This is a genomic window from Salinadaptatus halalkaliphilus (genome assembly GCF_006543045.1).
Lineage (GTDB): Archaea > Halobacteriota > Halobacteria > Halobacteriales > Natrialbaceae > Salinadaptatus > Salinadaptatus halalkaliphilus.
In genome coordinates this window covers 46,753-61,651 of the sequence record NZ_RBZW01000013.1, presented here as the reverse complement: position 1 = coordinate 61,651, position 14,899 = coordinate 46,753, and the positions used below count along the sequence as shown (strand labels likewise).

The 14,899-nt window shown below is 64.3% G+C and carries 12 protein-coding genes; 7 read left to right on the top strand and 5 right to left on the bottom strand.

All coding sequences use genetic code 11. The annotated features are described in order from the left end of the window. Both D8Y22_RS04875 and D8Y22_RS04870 read left to right on the top strand, forming a co-directional pair. Positions 1-927, top strand: a 927-nt coding sequence (locus D8Y22_RS04875) for an acyl-CoA dehydrogenase family protein (RefSeq protein ID WP_174811762.1), incomplete at its 5' end; no start/stop codon positions are given. Between the two features lie 124 nt (positions 928-1,051). Next, positions 1,052-2,170, top strand: a complete 1,119-nt coding sequence (locus D8Y22_RS04870) for a phosphotransferase family protein (protein ID WP_141463597.1) — start codon at positions 1,052-1,054, stop codon at positions 2,168-2,170. A gap of 74 nt (positions 2,171-2,244) precedes the next feature. Here the strand turns inward: D8Y22_RS04870 and D8Y22_RS04865 are convergent, their stop codons facing one another. After that, a complete protein-coding gene (locus D8Y22_RS04865) occupies positions 2,245-3,426 on the bottom strand; it encodes a CaiB/BaiF CoA transferase family protein (RefSeq protein ID WP_141463596.1) in 1,182 nt (393 codons plus the stop codon). A 482-nt stretch (positions 3,427-3,908) separates the two neighbouring features. Between D8Y22_RS04865 and D8Y22_RS04860 the strand changes: the two genes are divergently transcribed. From D8Y22_RS04860 to D8Y22_RS04850, 3 genes are all read left to right on the top strand, one after another. Continuing rightward, positions 3,909-5,555 (top strand): acyl-CoA synthetase, encoded by a 1,647-nt coding sequence (locus D8Y22_RS04860; protein ID WP_141463595.1) that lies wholly within the window; start codon positions 3,909-3,911, stop codon positions 5,553-5,555. Positions 5,556-5,581: 26 nt separating this feature from the next. Then, on the top strand, positions 5,582-6,691 hold the full coding sequence (locus tag D8Y22_RS04855) for a phosphotransferase family protein (RefSeq protein ID WP_141463594.1): 1,110 nt from the start codon (positions 5,582-5,584) through the stop codon (positions 6,689-6,691). 94 nt (positions 6,692-6,785) lie between these two features. Beyond that, a complete protein-coding gene (locus D8Y22_RS04850; protein ID WP_141463593.1) occupies positions 6,786-7,973 on the top strand; it encodes an acyl-CoA dehydrogenase family protein in 1,188 nt (395 codons plus the stop codon). Positions 7,974-8,006: 33 nt separating this feature from the next. Here D8Y22_RS04850 and D8Y22_RS04845 read toward each other — a convergent pair whose 3' ends face one another. The 3 genes from D8Y22_RS04845 to D8Y22_RS04835 are packed head-to-tail and all read right to left on the bottom strand — an operon-like array spanning position 8,007 to position 10,806. Next, complete coding sequence (locus D8Y22_RS04845) at positions 8,007-8,345, bottom strand: AtuA-related protein (RefSeq protein WP_141463592.1); 339 nt, start codon at positions 8,343-8,345, stop codon at positions 8,007-8,009. Beyond that, the gene (locus D8Y22_RS04840; protein WP_141463591.1) at positions 8,342-9,679 is read right to left on the bottom strand and encodes an acyclic terpene utilization AtuA family protein; all 1,338 of its coding nucleotides are present in this window, start codon (positions 9,677-9,679) and stop codon (positions 8,342-8,344) included. Before D8Y22_RS04840 ends, D8Y22_RS04845 begins: the two co-directional genes overlap by 4 nt. Then, entirely contained in the window at positions 9,676-10,806 is a 1,131-nt protein-coding gene (locus D8Y22_RS04835) for an acyl-CoA dehydrogenase family protein (RefSeq protein ID WP_141463590.1), read from the bottom strand. The genes D8Y22_RS04840 and D8Y22_RS04835 overlap by 4 nt, the downstream gene beginning before the upstream one ends. A 160-nt stretch (positions 10,807-10,966) precedes the next feature. On the opposite strand from D8Y22_RS04835, the gene D8Y22_RS04830 reads away from it, so the two are divergent. Together D8Y22_RS04830 and D8Y22_RS04825 are read left to right on the top strand one after the other, a co-directional pair. Beyond that, positions 10,967-12,562: a class I adenylate-forming enzyme family protein gene (locus D8Y22_RS04830; RefSeq protein WP_174811761.1), complete on the top strand. Its 1,596-nt coding sequence runs from the start codon at positions 10,967-10,969 to the stop codon at positions 12,560-12,562. A 136-nt stretch (positions 12,563-12,698) separates the two neighbouring features. After that, positions 12,699-14,396, top strand: a complete 1,698-nt coding sequence (locus D8Y22_RS04825) for an acyl-CoA carboxylase subunit beta (RefSeq protein ID WP_141463588.1) — start codon at positions 12,699-12,701, stop codon at positions 14,394-14,396. A 147-nt stretch (positions 14,397-14,543) separates the two neighbouring features. Here D8Y22_RS04825 and D8Y22_RS04820 read toward each other — a convergent pair whose 3' ends face one another. Further along, a complete protein-coding gene (locus D8Y22_RS04820; RefSeq protein WP_141463587.1) occupies positions 14,544-14,828 on the bottom strand; it encodes an AbrB/MazE/SpoVT family DNA-binding domain-containing protein in 285 nt (94 codons plus the stop codon). Between the last annotated feature and the right edge of the window lie 71 nt (positions 14,829-14,899).

Sequence of the window (14,899 nt, the reverse complement as noted above, 5' to 3'; positions counted from 1 at the left end):
CTCCTCACTCAGATGACGAACGAGATCGCCTCGCCGGTCTCCTCCCATTACTCGCCCATCTCAGCCCATGCCCATAACTTCCGTCACTCATTAGGTGGGGGTTCCGACCCGAAGATGCTCCAGACGACCGCCCGAAAGGACGGCGACGAGTGGGTGATCAACGGCCACAAGTGGTGGACGTCGTACGGGATGGACGCGGACTTCCTGCTGGTGATGGCCCGAACCGACCTCGATGCCCACCCCTACGAAGGGACCTCGATCATCCTCGTCCCGACCGACACCGACGGCGTGAACATGGTTCGAAACGTGGGCCACCTGGGAACCGACATCGTCGACCGCGTGGGCGGTCACGCGGAGGTAAAATACGAGAACGTCCGCGTACCGATCGAGAACACGATCGGCGAGGAAGGCGAGGGCTTCCGCATCGCACAGCTACGCCTCGGCGGCGGCCGGCTCACCCACTGCATGCGCTACTCCGGGATGGCCCAGCGCTCGCTCGAGATCGCGAAAGCGTACCTGAGCGAGCGGGAAGCGTTCGGCGACCGGTTGGCCGAGAAACAGGCGCTCAGACATCGCATCGCCGATGCCGAGACGCGCCTGCACGCTGCACGGACGATGATTCGCCACGCCGCCCGCGAACTCGATCGCAGCGACGCCCGCATCGAGGTCGCGATGGCGAAGACGTTCACCGCGAACGTCACAAGCGAGATCATCGATCTGGCGGTCCAGTGCTGCGGCGCGAACGGTATCGGCAAGGACCTGCCGCTGGCGCACTTCTACGAGGAAGTGCGTCGCTTCCGGATCGTCGACGGGCCGGACGAGGTCCACCGCCGATCGATCGCCCGCTGGGCGTTCGAGGACCTCGAAGAGGACGAACTCGAGTCCGTCCTTCGGTTCGATCCCGACAGGATCGACGACGCCCTGTAACCGGTCCCCGATCGGAACGACAGGAACGATATGACGATCGAACTCTACACGATGGCACTCGAATTCCAGACACGATCACGATGAACCGACCGACAACCGCTCAGACCGGTGAGTAACACGACGGATGACCGACCACGACGACTTTTTCGACCGACTTATCGACCGGGAACAGTTGCGAACGTACCTCGAGTCCGAACTCGGCCCCGCCGAGGAATTCGAGGTCGAACGCCACCGTGCGGGCCAGTCGAACGAAACCCTGTTCGTCACCTGGGGCGATCGGGAGCTGGTGCTTCGACGGCCGCCACCGGGCGAGACCGCCGATACCGCACACGACGTCTGCAGGGAGTACACCGTCGTGGATGCGTTACAGGAGACGGCGGTGCAGGTGCCGACGACGGTAGCGGCCGCCGAGGACCACCCCGCGACCGACTCCGATTTCTACCTGATGGAACGCGAGGACGGTATCGTCGTCCGCGAGTCGGAGCCGGCGCAGTTCCAGGACCCGAGCCACCGACGCGACGTCGGCACCGAGCTGATCGAGACGCTGGTCGCGATTCACGACGTCGACGTCGAGGCGGTCGGCCTCGAGGCGTTCGGCCATCCGGAGGGATACACCCAGCGGCAGGTGGATCGGTGGCGCTCGCAGTACGAGTGGGCCTTCGAGGTCACGGCCGACGATCGACCCGTCCCCGGCGTCGGCGAAGTCACCGCGTGGCTCGAGGCGAACGTCCCGACAGACCACCCCCAGACGCTGGTCCACGGCGACTACAAGCTCGACAACATCTCCGTCGAGACGGTCGGGGGACGCGACGCGTCCCCGAACGAGCGAGCGGGCGGCGCCCGCGAGCAGCCACCAGCGATCAACGCCGTCTTCGATTGGGAGCTCTCGACGCTGGGCGATCCCTTTACCGATCTCGGCTGGTTCCTCACGTTCTGGCCGGAGACGACGGCCGAAACCGAGATTTTCGGCGCACCGGGTGGCTACGAGTTCCAGCTCTCGCCGGGCTATCACTCGCGTGGTGAGCTCGTCGACTACTACGAGTCGCTCTCGGGACGCTCGTTCGACGACGAACGATTTTACCGCGTGCTTTCGGTCTACAAGATCGGCGCCCTGAGCGAGATGTTCTACCGGCGCTACCTCGAGGGCAACGCCGACAACGAAACGTATCCCAAAATGGAATCGCGGACGCCGGCGATGATCGACTGGGCCCGTCGGCTCCTCGAGGGCGAGGAACTCGAGTGATGGCGGACATCGTGGCCCTCGGCCGGCAGCAGTCGGTCGCCACGAGCTGACGACGGGGGCGGCCAGGCGAATGCTTATTCTCGGACGGCGCCGCGCTCGAGCAGCTGATCGATCTGCTCGGCGTCGTACCCCAGGTCTGCGAGTACCGAACGGGTGTGCTCGCCGCAGGTCGGTGGCCGGTTGCCGATGTCGGGCCGGTCGCCGTCCAGGCGGAACGGCGGCGCCGCCGTCGTGACCTCGACATCGCGGTGGAGGTTGTACGTGTCGGTCAACAACTCCCGTGCGTTGACTTGCGGATCCCCGTCGACGAGTTCGTCGATGGTCTTGATCGGCGCGGCGGTAACGCCGGCGTCGGTCAGGGCGTCGATCAGTTCGTCGCGACCCCAGTCTTCGAACTCCTCGTCGAGAATCGCTCGCAGTGCCGATCGGTTGTCCCAGCGTTGGGCTTTGTGCCGGAATCGGTCGTCGGTCGCCAGATCCTCGCGATCGATCGCCCGACACAGCCGCTGGAAGAAATCGTCGTCGACGACGGTCAGATAGATCTCCTCGTTGCCCGCCGTGTTGAACCCGCCGTTCGGTGCGCTGCCGCCGAACTCGTAGCCGGCCTCGTCCGGGTACTCGCCCGTGGCGCTGTAGTGAGCGATCCAGTAGCCCATGTACCAGACGGCGGTGTCGAACAACGAAACGTCGATGTGTTTGCCCTCGCCCGTTCGGTCGCGTTCGCGCAGGGCCGACGAGACGAGGAACGCAGCGTTGAGTCCAGTCCCGTAGTCGATGAGGCTGGCCCCGATCCGGATCGATCGGTCATCCGACGGGCTCACCGTCGCCATCAGCCCGGAGATCGCTTGTACGAGCGGATCGTACGCTGCCCAGCCCGAGCGGGGACCGTCCTGTCCGTAGCCCGTGATCGAACAGTAGATCACGTCGTCGTTGTCCGCGCGTACCGACTCGTAGTCTAGCTCGAACCGCTCTAAGACGCCCGGGCGGAAACTCTCGACGACGACATCGGCGTTCGCCGCCAGTTCGTGAGCGATCGCTTGCCCGTCCTCGGTCTTGAGATCGAGACAAAGGCTCTGTTTGCCGCCGAGGTTCGCGGAGGCGAACATCGCGCCGTCGATGAGGTCGCGGAACTTGTCGCCGCCCGGTGGTTCCACTTTGACGACGTTGGCGCCCTGCATTCCGAGAAACTGTGTCGATAGCGGTCCCGCGACGGACTGGGTGAGATCGAGCACGTCGACATCGGTGAACGCGTGCATGGCACCCTATTTGACACTATCCATAATAATGATTCATGTCTATATCTCGCCGTGTTATACTGTTGGACAGAACTATTCAACGATCGGTCGCAGTACTGCGGCCGTCACCGTAAGGACGGCCGCGAATTCGCGACCGACGTGTCACTGACTTCTGTCCGACAGTATTACCACCCGTTGGCCGCCGCCGCAAACTCGTTGCATCGCTGACGCGGAGATGCGACCGTGATAGACGGACAGCGACAACCCGGGTGGTACCGACACAGTTGCTGGTAGGCGGCTGGACAGCAGTTCCGGAGCAACGTTGATCCGTCCTGCGGTTGGGCCGGAACGTCGGTTCTCCAGCCCGTATGAAACGCGCCGGCTCCCAACGATTTATATACGTGTGTGAGTAGGTGTCGGTATGCATACCCTGGACAAATCGGGGAGTAGAAGGGCCGTTTGTGAGCACACTGATCACTCCGGAGATAATCTGAGACGCTAATATGACGTACGAAAGCATCTACGATACCGTCTTCGAGTTGTACGACAGCGACCGATGCTGGGACGAACTGGTAACACAGGGCGATCGGTCGTCGTTGAACCTCGCCGAAGAAGCGCTCGGACGCCACGGCGACTCACAGGAGGTCGGTGTTCGATTGCGAGACTTCGAAACCGGTGCGAACGAAACGTACACGTTTGCCGAACTCGACGACGCCGCCAACAGGGTCGCCAACTTCGTCGCCGAGTCGACGAGTAATCGCGACCGAGTCGCGGCGATGTTGCCGGCGCGGATCGAACTCTACGCCGCGGCCTACGGGGTCATCAAATCCGGGCGCGTCTACGTCCCACTGGCGCCGCTGTTCGGCCCCGAGGCGTTGCAGTTCCGGCTGGCCGATTCCGGAGCGTCGGTCCTCGTTACGACGGCCGAACACGTCTCGAAGCTCGAGGGCGAGGCCCTCCCCGACCTCGAGACGGTGGTCGTCGTCGACGGCGCCGACGCGGTCGACACCGCGGACATCCCCACGGGGATCGACCTCGAGTCCTACGACGCCGTCGAGAAGCGTGAGAGCGACTTCGAGCCCGTCGCCAGCCACCCGAGCGACGTCTACGCGATCAAGTACACCAGCGGGACGACCGGCCAGCCGAAAGGCTGTGCGTCGACCCACGGCGATACGATCCGGCTCCACTCCTACCTCGAGCACGTCGTCGATCTCCAGCCCGCGGACAACTACTTCGTCGCCGCGTCGCCGGCGTGGTCCTACGGCTTTACCGCGGGAATGGTCGCGGCGGGCCTTCGCGGGACCGCCGCGGGCTGTTATCGTGGACCGTTCAATCCCGAGCAGCTGCTCGAGACGTTCGAGGAGTTCGAGATTACGAACGCGATGGTACCGCCGACGGGGCTTCGCAAGCTACGAGCGTCGGCCGTCGATCCGAGCGAGTACGACATCGACCTGCGCGTGCTCGTCTCCGCCGGCGAATCGTTAGACGAGACGACCGTCGACTGGTGCGACGAGATGCTGGGGACGCGCCCACTGGACGCCTACGGTCAGACCGAGTCGGGAATGGTAGTCGCCAACTATCCGTTTCCGGACTGGGAGGTCAAGGCCGGAAGCATGGGGAAACCCCTTCCGGGCTACGAGATCGCCCTGCTCGACGACGACGGCGAGCCCGTCGAGCAGGGCGAGGTCGGGGAGATCGCGGTCAGGCGCGATGCGGAGACGCGCACGGCGGGCTACTGGGGCCACCCCGAGACGACGATCACCAGCTACAGCGGCGAGTGGTGGCGGACCGGCGACCTCGCCAGACGCGACGAGGACGGCTACTACTGGTACGTCTCGAGGGCCGATCAGGTCATCATCTCCTCGGGCTACCGAATCGGTCCAGAGGAGGTCGAAGAAGCCCTGCTGAAACACGAGGCCGTCGAGGAGGCGGCCGTCGTCGGCGTTCCCGACGAGACCCGCGGCAGCATCGTCAAAGCCGTCGTCGTTCCCGTCGCCGACGCGACGCCGAACGACGCGCTGGCGTCGGAACTCCAGTCGTTTGCGCGATCGAACCTCTCGAAACACGAGTATCCCCGCGGGATCGAGTTCGTCGCCGAACTCCCCAAGACCTCGAGTGGCAAGATCAAGCGGACAGAGCTCGAGGCCTAACAACAGTAATAACCCGAGATACGCCCATGACACAAACTGACGACTACCTCGATCGACTGGTCGACGAACGGGCGCTTCGCGAGTACCTCGAGGCAGCCGTCGGCCCGGCGAACGACCTCGAGATCGAGTACCACCGCGAGGGCCAGTCCAACGAGACGCTCTTTCTCGAGTGGGGCGACCACGACCTCGTCCTCCGTCGACCCCCGGCGGGGGAAACGGCCGACTCGGCACACGACGTTCTCAGGGAGTATCGCGTCATGGAGGCGTTACAGGATGCCGACGTGCCGGTCCCACGGACGGTTGCCGGCTGCGACGACCACTCGGTCATCGGGGCCGACTTCTACCTGATGGAACGCGAGGACGGCGATGTCATCAGGGACGAGGAACCCGAACGATTCGCCACGCCCGCACACCGGCAGGCCCTAGCGAACGAACTCGTGGATACGATCGCCGACATTCACGCCCTCGATCCGGCCGACGTCGGCCTCGACGATCTGGGTCACCCCGACGGCTACACCGAACGCCAGATCGATCGCTGGCGAACGCAACTCGAGTGGGCCTTCGAACGGACGGAGGACGAACGGGAGATCCCGACGCTTCGCGAGGTCGGCGACTGGCTCGCCGACAATGTCCCCGAGGAGTACGATCACGCACTCGTCCACGGCGATTACAAGCTCGACAACGTGATGTTCGGGCCGGCCGGGGGACGCGACGCGTCCCCGAACGGGCGAGCGGGCGACGCCCGCGAGCAGCCGGAGATAACCGCGGTCTTCGACTGGGAGCTCTGTACCCGCGGCGATCCGGCGATGGATCTTGGCTGGATGCTGGTCTACTGGCCCGATCCGGGCGATCCGGCGCTCGACGATCCGTTCCGATCCGAGTTCCTGGTCGACGATGGCTACCCCACGCGGCGAGAACTCATCGATCGCTACGAGCGCCGCAGCGGGCGCACGTTCGATCACGACCGGTTCTATCGAACGTTCGGCGTGTTCAAGATGGCCGGTGCCTGCGAGATGATGTACCGGCGCTACCTCGAGGGCAACGCCGACAACGAAACCTACCCGTTGATGGAAGAGCGGGTGCCACAAATTGCCGAGCGGGCGATGGGCATTCTCGAGGGCGAAGAGACCCTGTAGGCGGCTATCGTACCCTCAGACGCACTCGGTTGCCGTTCGTGGTATCGCTTCTCGTATGCACAATGTTTACTTTCCCCACGTCGAATACGCGTTCATGTCCAGCAGCGATCGATCGAACGCATTCGGGGAGGGTCCAGCGTCCGAACTCATCCGAGAGACAGCCCGCGACATCGCCGACTCGTACGACGACGACTACTGGCAGGCCGTCAACCACGACCAGGTCGAGCCGACCGAGTTTTGGCAGGACTGCGCCGACGCCGGCTTCCTTGGCGCCGCCGTGCCCGAAGAGTACGGCGGCGAGGGGATGGGAATCCAGGAGATAACGACGATCGTCCAGACGTTCGCCGAGAACGGCTGTATGGGGACCGGCATGCTCTGGGTCGTTACCCCGGTGTTCGGATCGATCACGCTCAGCCAAAACGGTACCGAGGAACAGAAAGAGCGCTATCTCCCGAAACTGGCCAACGGTGAGATGAAGTTCTGTATGGCCCTCACCGAACCCCGGGCGGGCCACAACACGCTCAATCTGGATACCTTCGCCGAACCGACCGACGACGGGTTCATCGTCAACGGCGCGAAGCAGTGGATCTCCGGGGTCGACCGGGCCGACAAGATGTTGCTGGTCGCTCGGACGAAACCGGAGTCCGCGGTCGAGCGTCGCACCGACGGCATCACGCTCTTTCTCGCCGACCCGAGCGACGACGCCGTCGAGTACCAGCCCCTCGAGACCGGCGTTCCGGCCCCGGAGATGCAGTACGAGATCCACTTCGACGACTACCACCTCGACGCAGACGCCGTCATCGGCGAGCAGGACAACGGCCTCTACCAACTGTTCGAGACCGTCAACCCCGAACGGCTCGTCGGCGCGGCCAACGCCGTCGGCGCGGGCAAGTGCGCCCTCGAGCGGGCGATCGAGTACGCCAACTCGCGGGAGGTGTTCGACACCCCCATCGGCTCCCACCAGGCCATCCAGCACCCCATCGCCGACGCGTGGTCGAAACTCGAGGCGGCGGAGCTGCTCGTCAAGAAAGGCGCCTGGACAGTCGACAACGGCGGGGACGCCGGCGCGGCGGCGAACATGGCGAAGCTGCGCGCGACGGAAGCCTGCTACGAGGCCTGCGACTTCGCCGTCCAGACCCACGGCGGCAACGGCCTCAGCCCCGATTACTTCGTCGTCGATCTCTGGAAGGCCTCGCGACTGGGACGGATCGCCCCCGGCTCGAGTCAGATGATGCGCAACTACATCGGCGAGCAGGTGCTCGGACTGCCCCGGTCGTACTGACGGCCTCGAGCGAACGACGGCAATCCGGACCGGTCAGTCCCGGAACCCCTCGTACTCGTCGTCGATCTCCTGGCGGAGAAGCATCGCGGCGAACGTCTTGCCCTGGCGGTCGGTTCGAAGGGACTCGCTCGCGCCGCCGTCTAACGCGCCGTGGAGGACGAAGTTCAACCCGCCCATCTTCGGGAGGATGTACCGGTCGACGCTCTCGACGCCCGGCTCCTCGAGGAACGCCTCGAACACCGCGGCGACGTAGGCTTCCGTTAGCAGGTCCCGCAGGAAGGGAAAGTCGTCGCGGTCGGTGGCGATGATCCCGACGTTAGCCTTGTTTCCTTTGTCGCCTGAGCGGCCGTGTGCGATATCGTGGAGTTTCATGCGTCGGTCACCTCGACGGTCGGCTCGAATTCCGATTTCGGAACGAGTACGGGATGGTACGCGAACTTCGGCGTCGGCGAGGATCGACCCGGGTTGAACATCGTCACCGCGGGCGGTCCCCCGAGTCCGAGATTCGCGAACAGGCTCGCGAACTCGTAGCCATCACCCTTGTTCGGCGTTTCGATAGCGATTCTGGCGACCACCTCCTCGGGCTCGCCGGACGCGGTGCCGTCGTGGAGCGCGTCGACGCCGAAGGCTTCGGTTCGGAACCGGTCGTACTCGATTCCGCGTTCGTCCGCCCGGTTCCGGATGTACTCGAAAGCCCGGTCCGCCTTCGATTCCGCGTCCGGATTCGCGTAGACGACGTCGCTGCGGACGGTAAAGCCGTCGCGGTAGTGGAGACTCGCCTTGTACGTGTCCGTCGGCGGGGAACCCGCGACGTTGTGCATCGCGACCCGGTCTGTCTCCACCTGCTCTAAGCGGACGTGCTGAAAGTCCGCGACAACATCCGGACCGTAGTAGGCGGACGGATCCGCGACCTCGTACAGCAGTTGCTCGCCGACGGTTTCGGGGGTGACCAACCCGCCGGTACCCGCCGGTTTCGTGATGACCGTCGAACCGTCCGCCTCGACTTCGGCGATCGGGAAGCCGATGTGCTCGAAGTCGATTTCCTCCCACTCGCCCAGGAAGTTCCCGCCCGTCGCCTGCGCACCGCACTCGATGACGTGGCCGGCGATCAAGCCCCGCGCGAGGCGATCGTACTCACCGCGGCCCCAGCCGTACTCGTGGATGAGCGGCCCCAGAATCAACGCGGCGTCGATCACCCGCCCGGTGATCACCACGTCGGGATCGGCCGACAGCGCCTCGGCGACAGGAAAGCCGCCGAAGTACGCGTTCGCCGAGACGACATCGGCGTCCGCGGGCAGCGCCTCGCCGGTGTCGGCGTGGCGGAGGTGGTCGTCGTCGAATTCCGTGACCCGATCGCGAAAGTCGTCGCCCGAGACCGTCGCGATCGTCGGCTCGAGGCCCTGTTCCTCGGCGACCGACGCGACCGCCTCCCGACACGCCTGCGGGTTGACCCCACCGGCGTTGGCCAGGATCGTCACGCCGCGATCCATCGCCTCGGCCAGGATGTCGTCGACGACCGACGGAAAGTCCGTGGCATAGCCGCGGTCAGGATCTTGCTCTTGCTGGCGGACGAGCACCGCCATCGTCACCTCCGCCAGGTAGTCCATCGTCAGGTAATCGAGATCTGCGGCGTGCTCTATGACGCGACGCGGTGCCTCGCTATCGTCGCCCCAGAAGCCGGCCGCGTTGGCGATCCGAACGGTCATAGCAACTCCCCCGCGATGACGTTCTTTTGAATCTCGCTCGTGCCTTCACCGATCTGGTAGATCTTCGCGTGGCGGTACTGGCGTTCGACGGGGTAGTCGCGAGTGTAACCGTTGCCGCCGTGGATCTGGATAGCGTCGCTGGCGACCTCCTCGGCGATCTCGCTAGCGTAGAGTTTCGCCATGCTGGCGAGTTTCGTCGGCTTCTTCCCGTCGTCGAGTCGGGCGCCGGCATCAAGGGTGAGCCGGCGTGCGTTCTCGACCTTGACCGCCATCTCGGCGAGTTTGTGCTGAATCGCCTGAAACGCCGCGATCTGCTGGCCGAACTGCGAGCGGTCGGCGGCGTACTCGAGGGCGTGCTCGAGACAGCCCTGCGCGATGCCAAGCGAGGAGGCGGCGATGCCGACCCGTTCGGCCTCGAAGAACGCCATCAGCTGGTAGAAGCCACGGTTTTCCTCGCCGACGAGGTTCTCCTCGGGGACGCGAACGCCGTCGAACCGTAGTTGGGCGGTCTCGGAAGCGTTCCACCCCATCTTCTCGATCTCGGCGTCGACGATTACGCCGTCGCGGTCGGTCTCGACGAGGATCGCCGAGATGCCGCCGGCACCCTCGCCGCCGGTGCGACACAGCGTCAGGATGACGTCGGCGATCGTGCCGTGCGTGACGAAGGTCTTGGTGCCGTCGATGACGTACTCGTCGCCCTCTTTCCGGGCGCTGGTTTCGATGCTGGCGGCGTCGCTGCCGTGGGCCGGCTCCGTGTTCGCCATCGCCGTGATGAGTTCGCCGGTCGCGACGCCGTGGAGAATCCACTCCTTCTGGGCCTCGGTGCCGTACTCGTCAATCATTCGAGTCCCGAAGGCCGTCCCGAGCGCCGCCGAGACGCCGGCGTCAACGCGGGCGAACTCCTCGGAGACGAGCGCGCTCTCGAGGACCCCCATTCCAGGGCCGCCGTAGGCTTCGGGGATCTCGACGCCGACGAGTCCCGCCTCGACCGCCCGCTCCCAGACGTCTCGAGGCCAGGTGCCGGTCTCCTCGGCCTCGCGCGCCACGGGAGCGATTTCGGTCTCGGCGAACTCCCGCGCCGTCTCCCGAACGGCGCGCTGTTGTTCGCTGAGCGTAAAGTCTACCATGGACAGCAATGACATACAGACTCGCGGTAATATAGCTACCGCCGTTCGCCGTCTTCACGGGAGGAGTGCTCGCTCGAGAGCCACCGACGCGTCGGCGAATCCGCGCTCACAGTGTCACACTGACCGACAGAGTTTTGAATCTGTACACAGTCGTCAATCTATGACAGACCAATCGGTATCACACACCACTGATGGTGCGTTGCGCGACCGACGGATAACCCGCGTGACGGCCGGTGATATCGTTCGTCGCGCCGGGAATCGACGACCCGACAAAGATGCGTTCGTGGTTCCGGCGACCGACGAACGGGTCTCGTTCGCCGCGTTCGACGAGCGCGTCACCCGCGCGGCGAACGCGTTCCTCGAGTCGGGGCTGTCGCCCCGAGACAGGCTCGCGATCGTCGCCGCGAACTCCCTCGAGTTCCTGGAGGCGTACTTCGGCGCGCTCAAAGCGGGGCTCGTCGTCGTACCGATCAACCCCGAGATCACGGCTGACGACATCGGTTACGAACTCGATCACGCGGCCGTCGACGCGCTCGTCGTCGAGGACACGTTCTACCCGAAACTCGAGACCGTACTCGGGGACCGGGACCTCGAGGCGCTCGCTGTGATCGAATGGAGCGGCGACCAGTCGGTTCCGGCGCCGGAGTTTCGGGCGGTGACGAGCGAGTACGACGCCGCGGAACCCGCGGTGGAACTCGAGGGCTCGGATCTCGCACAGATCATGTACACTTCGGGGACGACATCCCGACCGAAAGGTGTCCGTCTCCCCCATCGGGCGCTCCACGCCGGATCGATCAACAACGTCGTCGGGGGCGAGGTATCCCGAAACGACGTCAAGTGTGGGCTCTTGCCGATGTTTCACTGCGCGATGCTCTCGCAGGTCAAAGCCGTGTTGCACGTCTCCGCGCGGATGGTGATCCTGCGGGGCTTCGAGTCGGACCAGTTCCTCGAGTGCGTCGAGCGCTACGACGTGACCGATGTCACGCTCTTGCCGTCGATGTACACGGAACTGCTGGCCAGAGACGACATCAGGGATCGCGACCTCTCCTCGCTCAGACGGTGTACGTACGCGATGACGCCGATCGGCAACGAGACGCTTGCCGAGTGCATCGAGGTCTTCGACGCCGAGTTTAGCCTCGGCTCCGGGCAGACCGAAGCCTACCCGCCGACCTGTACCTACCACCCCGAATGGCAACTCGAGAAGGAGGGCAACTACTGGGGGACGGCGCTGCCGAACACGGACATCGCGATCATGGACGACGACGGGCAGTTGCTCCCCGACGGCGAGGTCGGCGAGATCGTCTACCGCGGGCCGAACGTCATGGACGGCTACCTCGAGGACAAAGCCCGAACCCGGGAAGCGTTCGCCCACGGCTGGTTCCACTCCGGCGACATGGGCTACTTCGACGAGGACGGCCTGCTGAAGTTCGTCGACCGGAAGAAAGACATGATCAAAAGCGGCGGCGAGAACGTCTCGACCCAGAAGGTCGAATCGACGCTGCTCGATCATCCCGACATCGACGAAGTCGCCGTCGTCGGCCTCCCTCACGAACGGTGGGGTGAGGCGGTGACCGCCTTCGCGGTCTCACACGGAGACGACCCTGACCCCGACGATGTCCTCGAGTATGCCCGAGACAATCTCGCCGGCTTCGAGGCGCCGAAAGCCGTGGAGCTTCTCGAGGAGTTGCCACAGACGGCGACGAGTAAGGTACGGAAACACGTCGTCTCGGAGGAGTACGAAGACTACTACCGATGATCGTCTGTCCCGTGCAAGTCGGCGGTCGGGCGACTGCATCGCAGGGCTCGGAAACCGGTCACCGACGATATACTTTTGGAATCGGCCCGAGTTGTACGACGATGACGCGGTCACAGCTATCGACAGCAGGGAGACTATGAAAGTACATATCGACGGCGAATATGACGAAGAAACGGTTCGTGCGATCATCACGGCACTTTCGCATCACCTGGGTGAATCGGTCAGCCTCGAGACCGACAGGATGGACGGGGCGGACGACACCGAAGCGGCGTTCGACGACGAGGGCGTAATCCTCACCGACCGCGAGGAGCGCATTCGAGAGGACATAGCCGACATCGCGGCCGGTGGACCCGAGCGGGGTCACGACAAAATCGAACAGCTGGGCAAGGAGTTCGTCCGGGATCGGATCGACATGGTCTTCGACGACGTCCAGTACGAGGACGGTTCCTTCGCCGGCTACGCCAACGACGACCAAACGCCCGCCGACGGCATGATAACGGGCGTCGGAACGATCGACGGACGCGACGCGTTTTTCACGGCGAACGACTACACAGTGAAAGCCGGCTCGCTGGGCCAACAGGGGATCGAGAAGGCGATTCGACTCTCCGAGCGAGCGGTGACCGCTCGCGCGCCGATCGTCCGACTCATCGATTCGACGGGCGCGCGGTTATCGCCCGACGACCGCGACGAGTCCTCGAGTCACGCGGGCCGCTACACCGGCGGGAAGTCGTTTTTCAACCAGTGTATCCACTCCGGACAGGTGCCACAGATCGGCGTCCTCTACGGACCGAACATCGCAGGGTCGGCCTACACGCCAATCTTCTGTGACTTCCTGATCATGGTCGAGGAGATTTCCGGGATGGCGATCGCCTCGCCTCGGATCGTTCAGGAAGTAACCGGAGAGGACATCGACATGCAGCAACTGGGCGGCCCCGACGTCCACGCGACCCAGTCGGGCAGCGCCGACCTCGTCGTTCCCGACGAGGAAACCGCCGCGAACAAGGTCCGGACGCTGCTCTCGTATCTGCCCCAAGATTACCAGTCACCCCTTCCGGAGAAACCGGGAACGGCACCGAGTCGCAACCCCGAGGGACTCGACGCCGTCATCCCCGAGAATCCAAACGAGGCCTACGATGTCCACGACGTGCTCGAGCGTATCGTCGACGATGGATCGCTGTTCGAACTCAAACCCCGGTTCGCACCCGAACTCGTCACGGCCTTCGGTCGGATCGACGGTCGGCCGGTCGGTATCATCGCGAACCAGCCCGATCACGTCTCCGGCGCGATCTTCCCCGACTCCGCGGAGAAGGCCGCGGACTTCATCTGGAAGTGCGACGCCTTCGGGATTCCCCTCATCTACCTCTGTGATACGCCCGGATTCATGGTCGGCTCGCAGGTCGAACGCCAGGGCGTCCTCCAGAAAGGCCGGAAGTTCATCTACGCGACCTCGAACGCGCAGGTGCCGAAGTTCTGTGTCATCACGCGCAAGGCCTACGGTGCGGGCATCTACGCGATGTGCGGACCGTCGTTCGAACCCGATTCGACGCTCGCACTGCCCTCGGCAGAACTGGCCGTAATGGGGCCCGATGCGGCGGTTCGAGCGATGTTTTCCGACCAGATAGCGGAGATCGACGATCCCGCCGAACGCGAGGCGTTCATCGAGGAAACCAAAGAGCTGTACCGCAAGGACATCCGCAAACAGGCCTCGAGCATGCAGGTCGACGAACTGGTCGCCGCGAGCGATCTGCGCCGCCAACTCGAGCGTCGCATCGACGCCTATCGCGACAAGCGTCGCATCGACCGCGACCGCCATCACGGGACGGTGCTGTTCTAGGGAGGAACATGGTCCGCTGAATCAGAGACGGAACGTCGAACCCACGGATCGAAAAGAGACGGATTACGAGCCATTGGACGGACTGCTGTAAGTCGTTGCCGGAGCAACCGCAGGACGGGCCCCGGTAAAACGTTACGACAGACCGTATTACTCATTGCTGCGTTGCCCCGCTCCACTTCGAACAGCGTCGCGGTGCTTCCGGGCAATTGGGAGAGCCCCGTCGTCGGTCGAGGTTGCCCCCTCTCGCTCCGGCGCCGTTCCCTCGACGAGACGCCCCATGCGTTCGATAATCTGTTCAGGATCATCTTCGGGTATAATGACTACGTTCCCCTCTTTTTCGCGAAGCTCCGCTTCCGTACCGGCCGTAAGACCGAATCGATCTCGAACGTCCGACGGAAGAGCAATCCGCCCGTTCGGGTCCACTGTGACCATAGTCGGCCGGACAACAGGAACGACGATAAACGGTTTGATTCGACCGCAATTCCGGCACAGTTCGGACACCG

What these genes read in the sequence shown, in the direction of transcription:
- D8Y22_RS04830 (WP_174811761.1), top strand. Translation starts at nt 10,967, where the DNA reads ATGACAGACCAATCGGTATCACACACCACTGATGGTGCGTTGCGCGAC.
- D8Y22_RS04825 (WP_141463588.1), top strand. Translation starts at nt 12,699, where the DNA reads ATGAAAGTACATATCGACGGCGAATATGACGAAGAAACGGTTCGTGCG.
- D8Y22_RS04865 (WP_141463596.1), bottom strand. Translation starts at nt 3,426, where the DNA reads ATGCACGCGTTCACCGATGTCGACGTGCTCGATCTCACCCAGTCCGTC.
- D8Y22_RS04870 (WP_141463597.1), top strand. Translation starts at nt 1,052, where the DNA reads ATGACCGACCACGACGACTTTTTCGACCGACTTATCGACCGGGAACAG.
- D8Y22_RS04850 (WP_141463593.1), top strand. Translation starts at nt 6,786, where the DNA reads ATGTCCAGCAGCGATCGATCGAACGCATTCGGGGAGGGTCCAGCGTCC.
- D8Y22_RS04820 (WP_141463587.1), bottom strand. Translation starts at nt 14,828, where the DNA reads ATGGTCACAGTGGACCCGAACGGGCGGATTGCTCTTCCGTCGGACGTT.
- D8Y22_RS04860 (WP_141463595.1), top strand. Translation starts at nt 3,909, where the DNA reads ATGACGTACGAAAGCATCTACGATACCGTCTTCGAGTTGTACGACAGC.
- D8Y22_RS04855 (WP_141463594.1), top strand. Translation starts at nt 5,582, where the DNA reads ATGACACAAACTGACGACTACCTCGATCGACTGGTCGACGAACGGGCG.
- D8Y22_RS04845 (WP_141463592.1), bottom strand. Translation starts at nt 8,345, where the DNA reads ATGAAACTCCACGATATCGCACACGGCCGCTCAGGCGACAAAGGAAAC.
- D8Y22_RS04835 (WP_141463590.1), bottom strand. Translation starts at nt 10,806, where the DNA reads ATGGTAGACTTTACGCTCAGCGAACAACAGCGCGCCGTTCGGGAGACG.
- D8Y22_RS04840 (WP_141463591.1), bottom strand. Translation starts at nt 9,679, where the DNA reads ATGACCGTTCGGATCGCCAACGCGGCCGGCTTCTGGGGCGACGATAGC.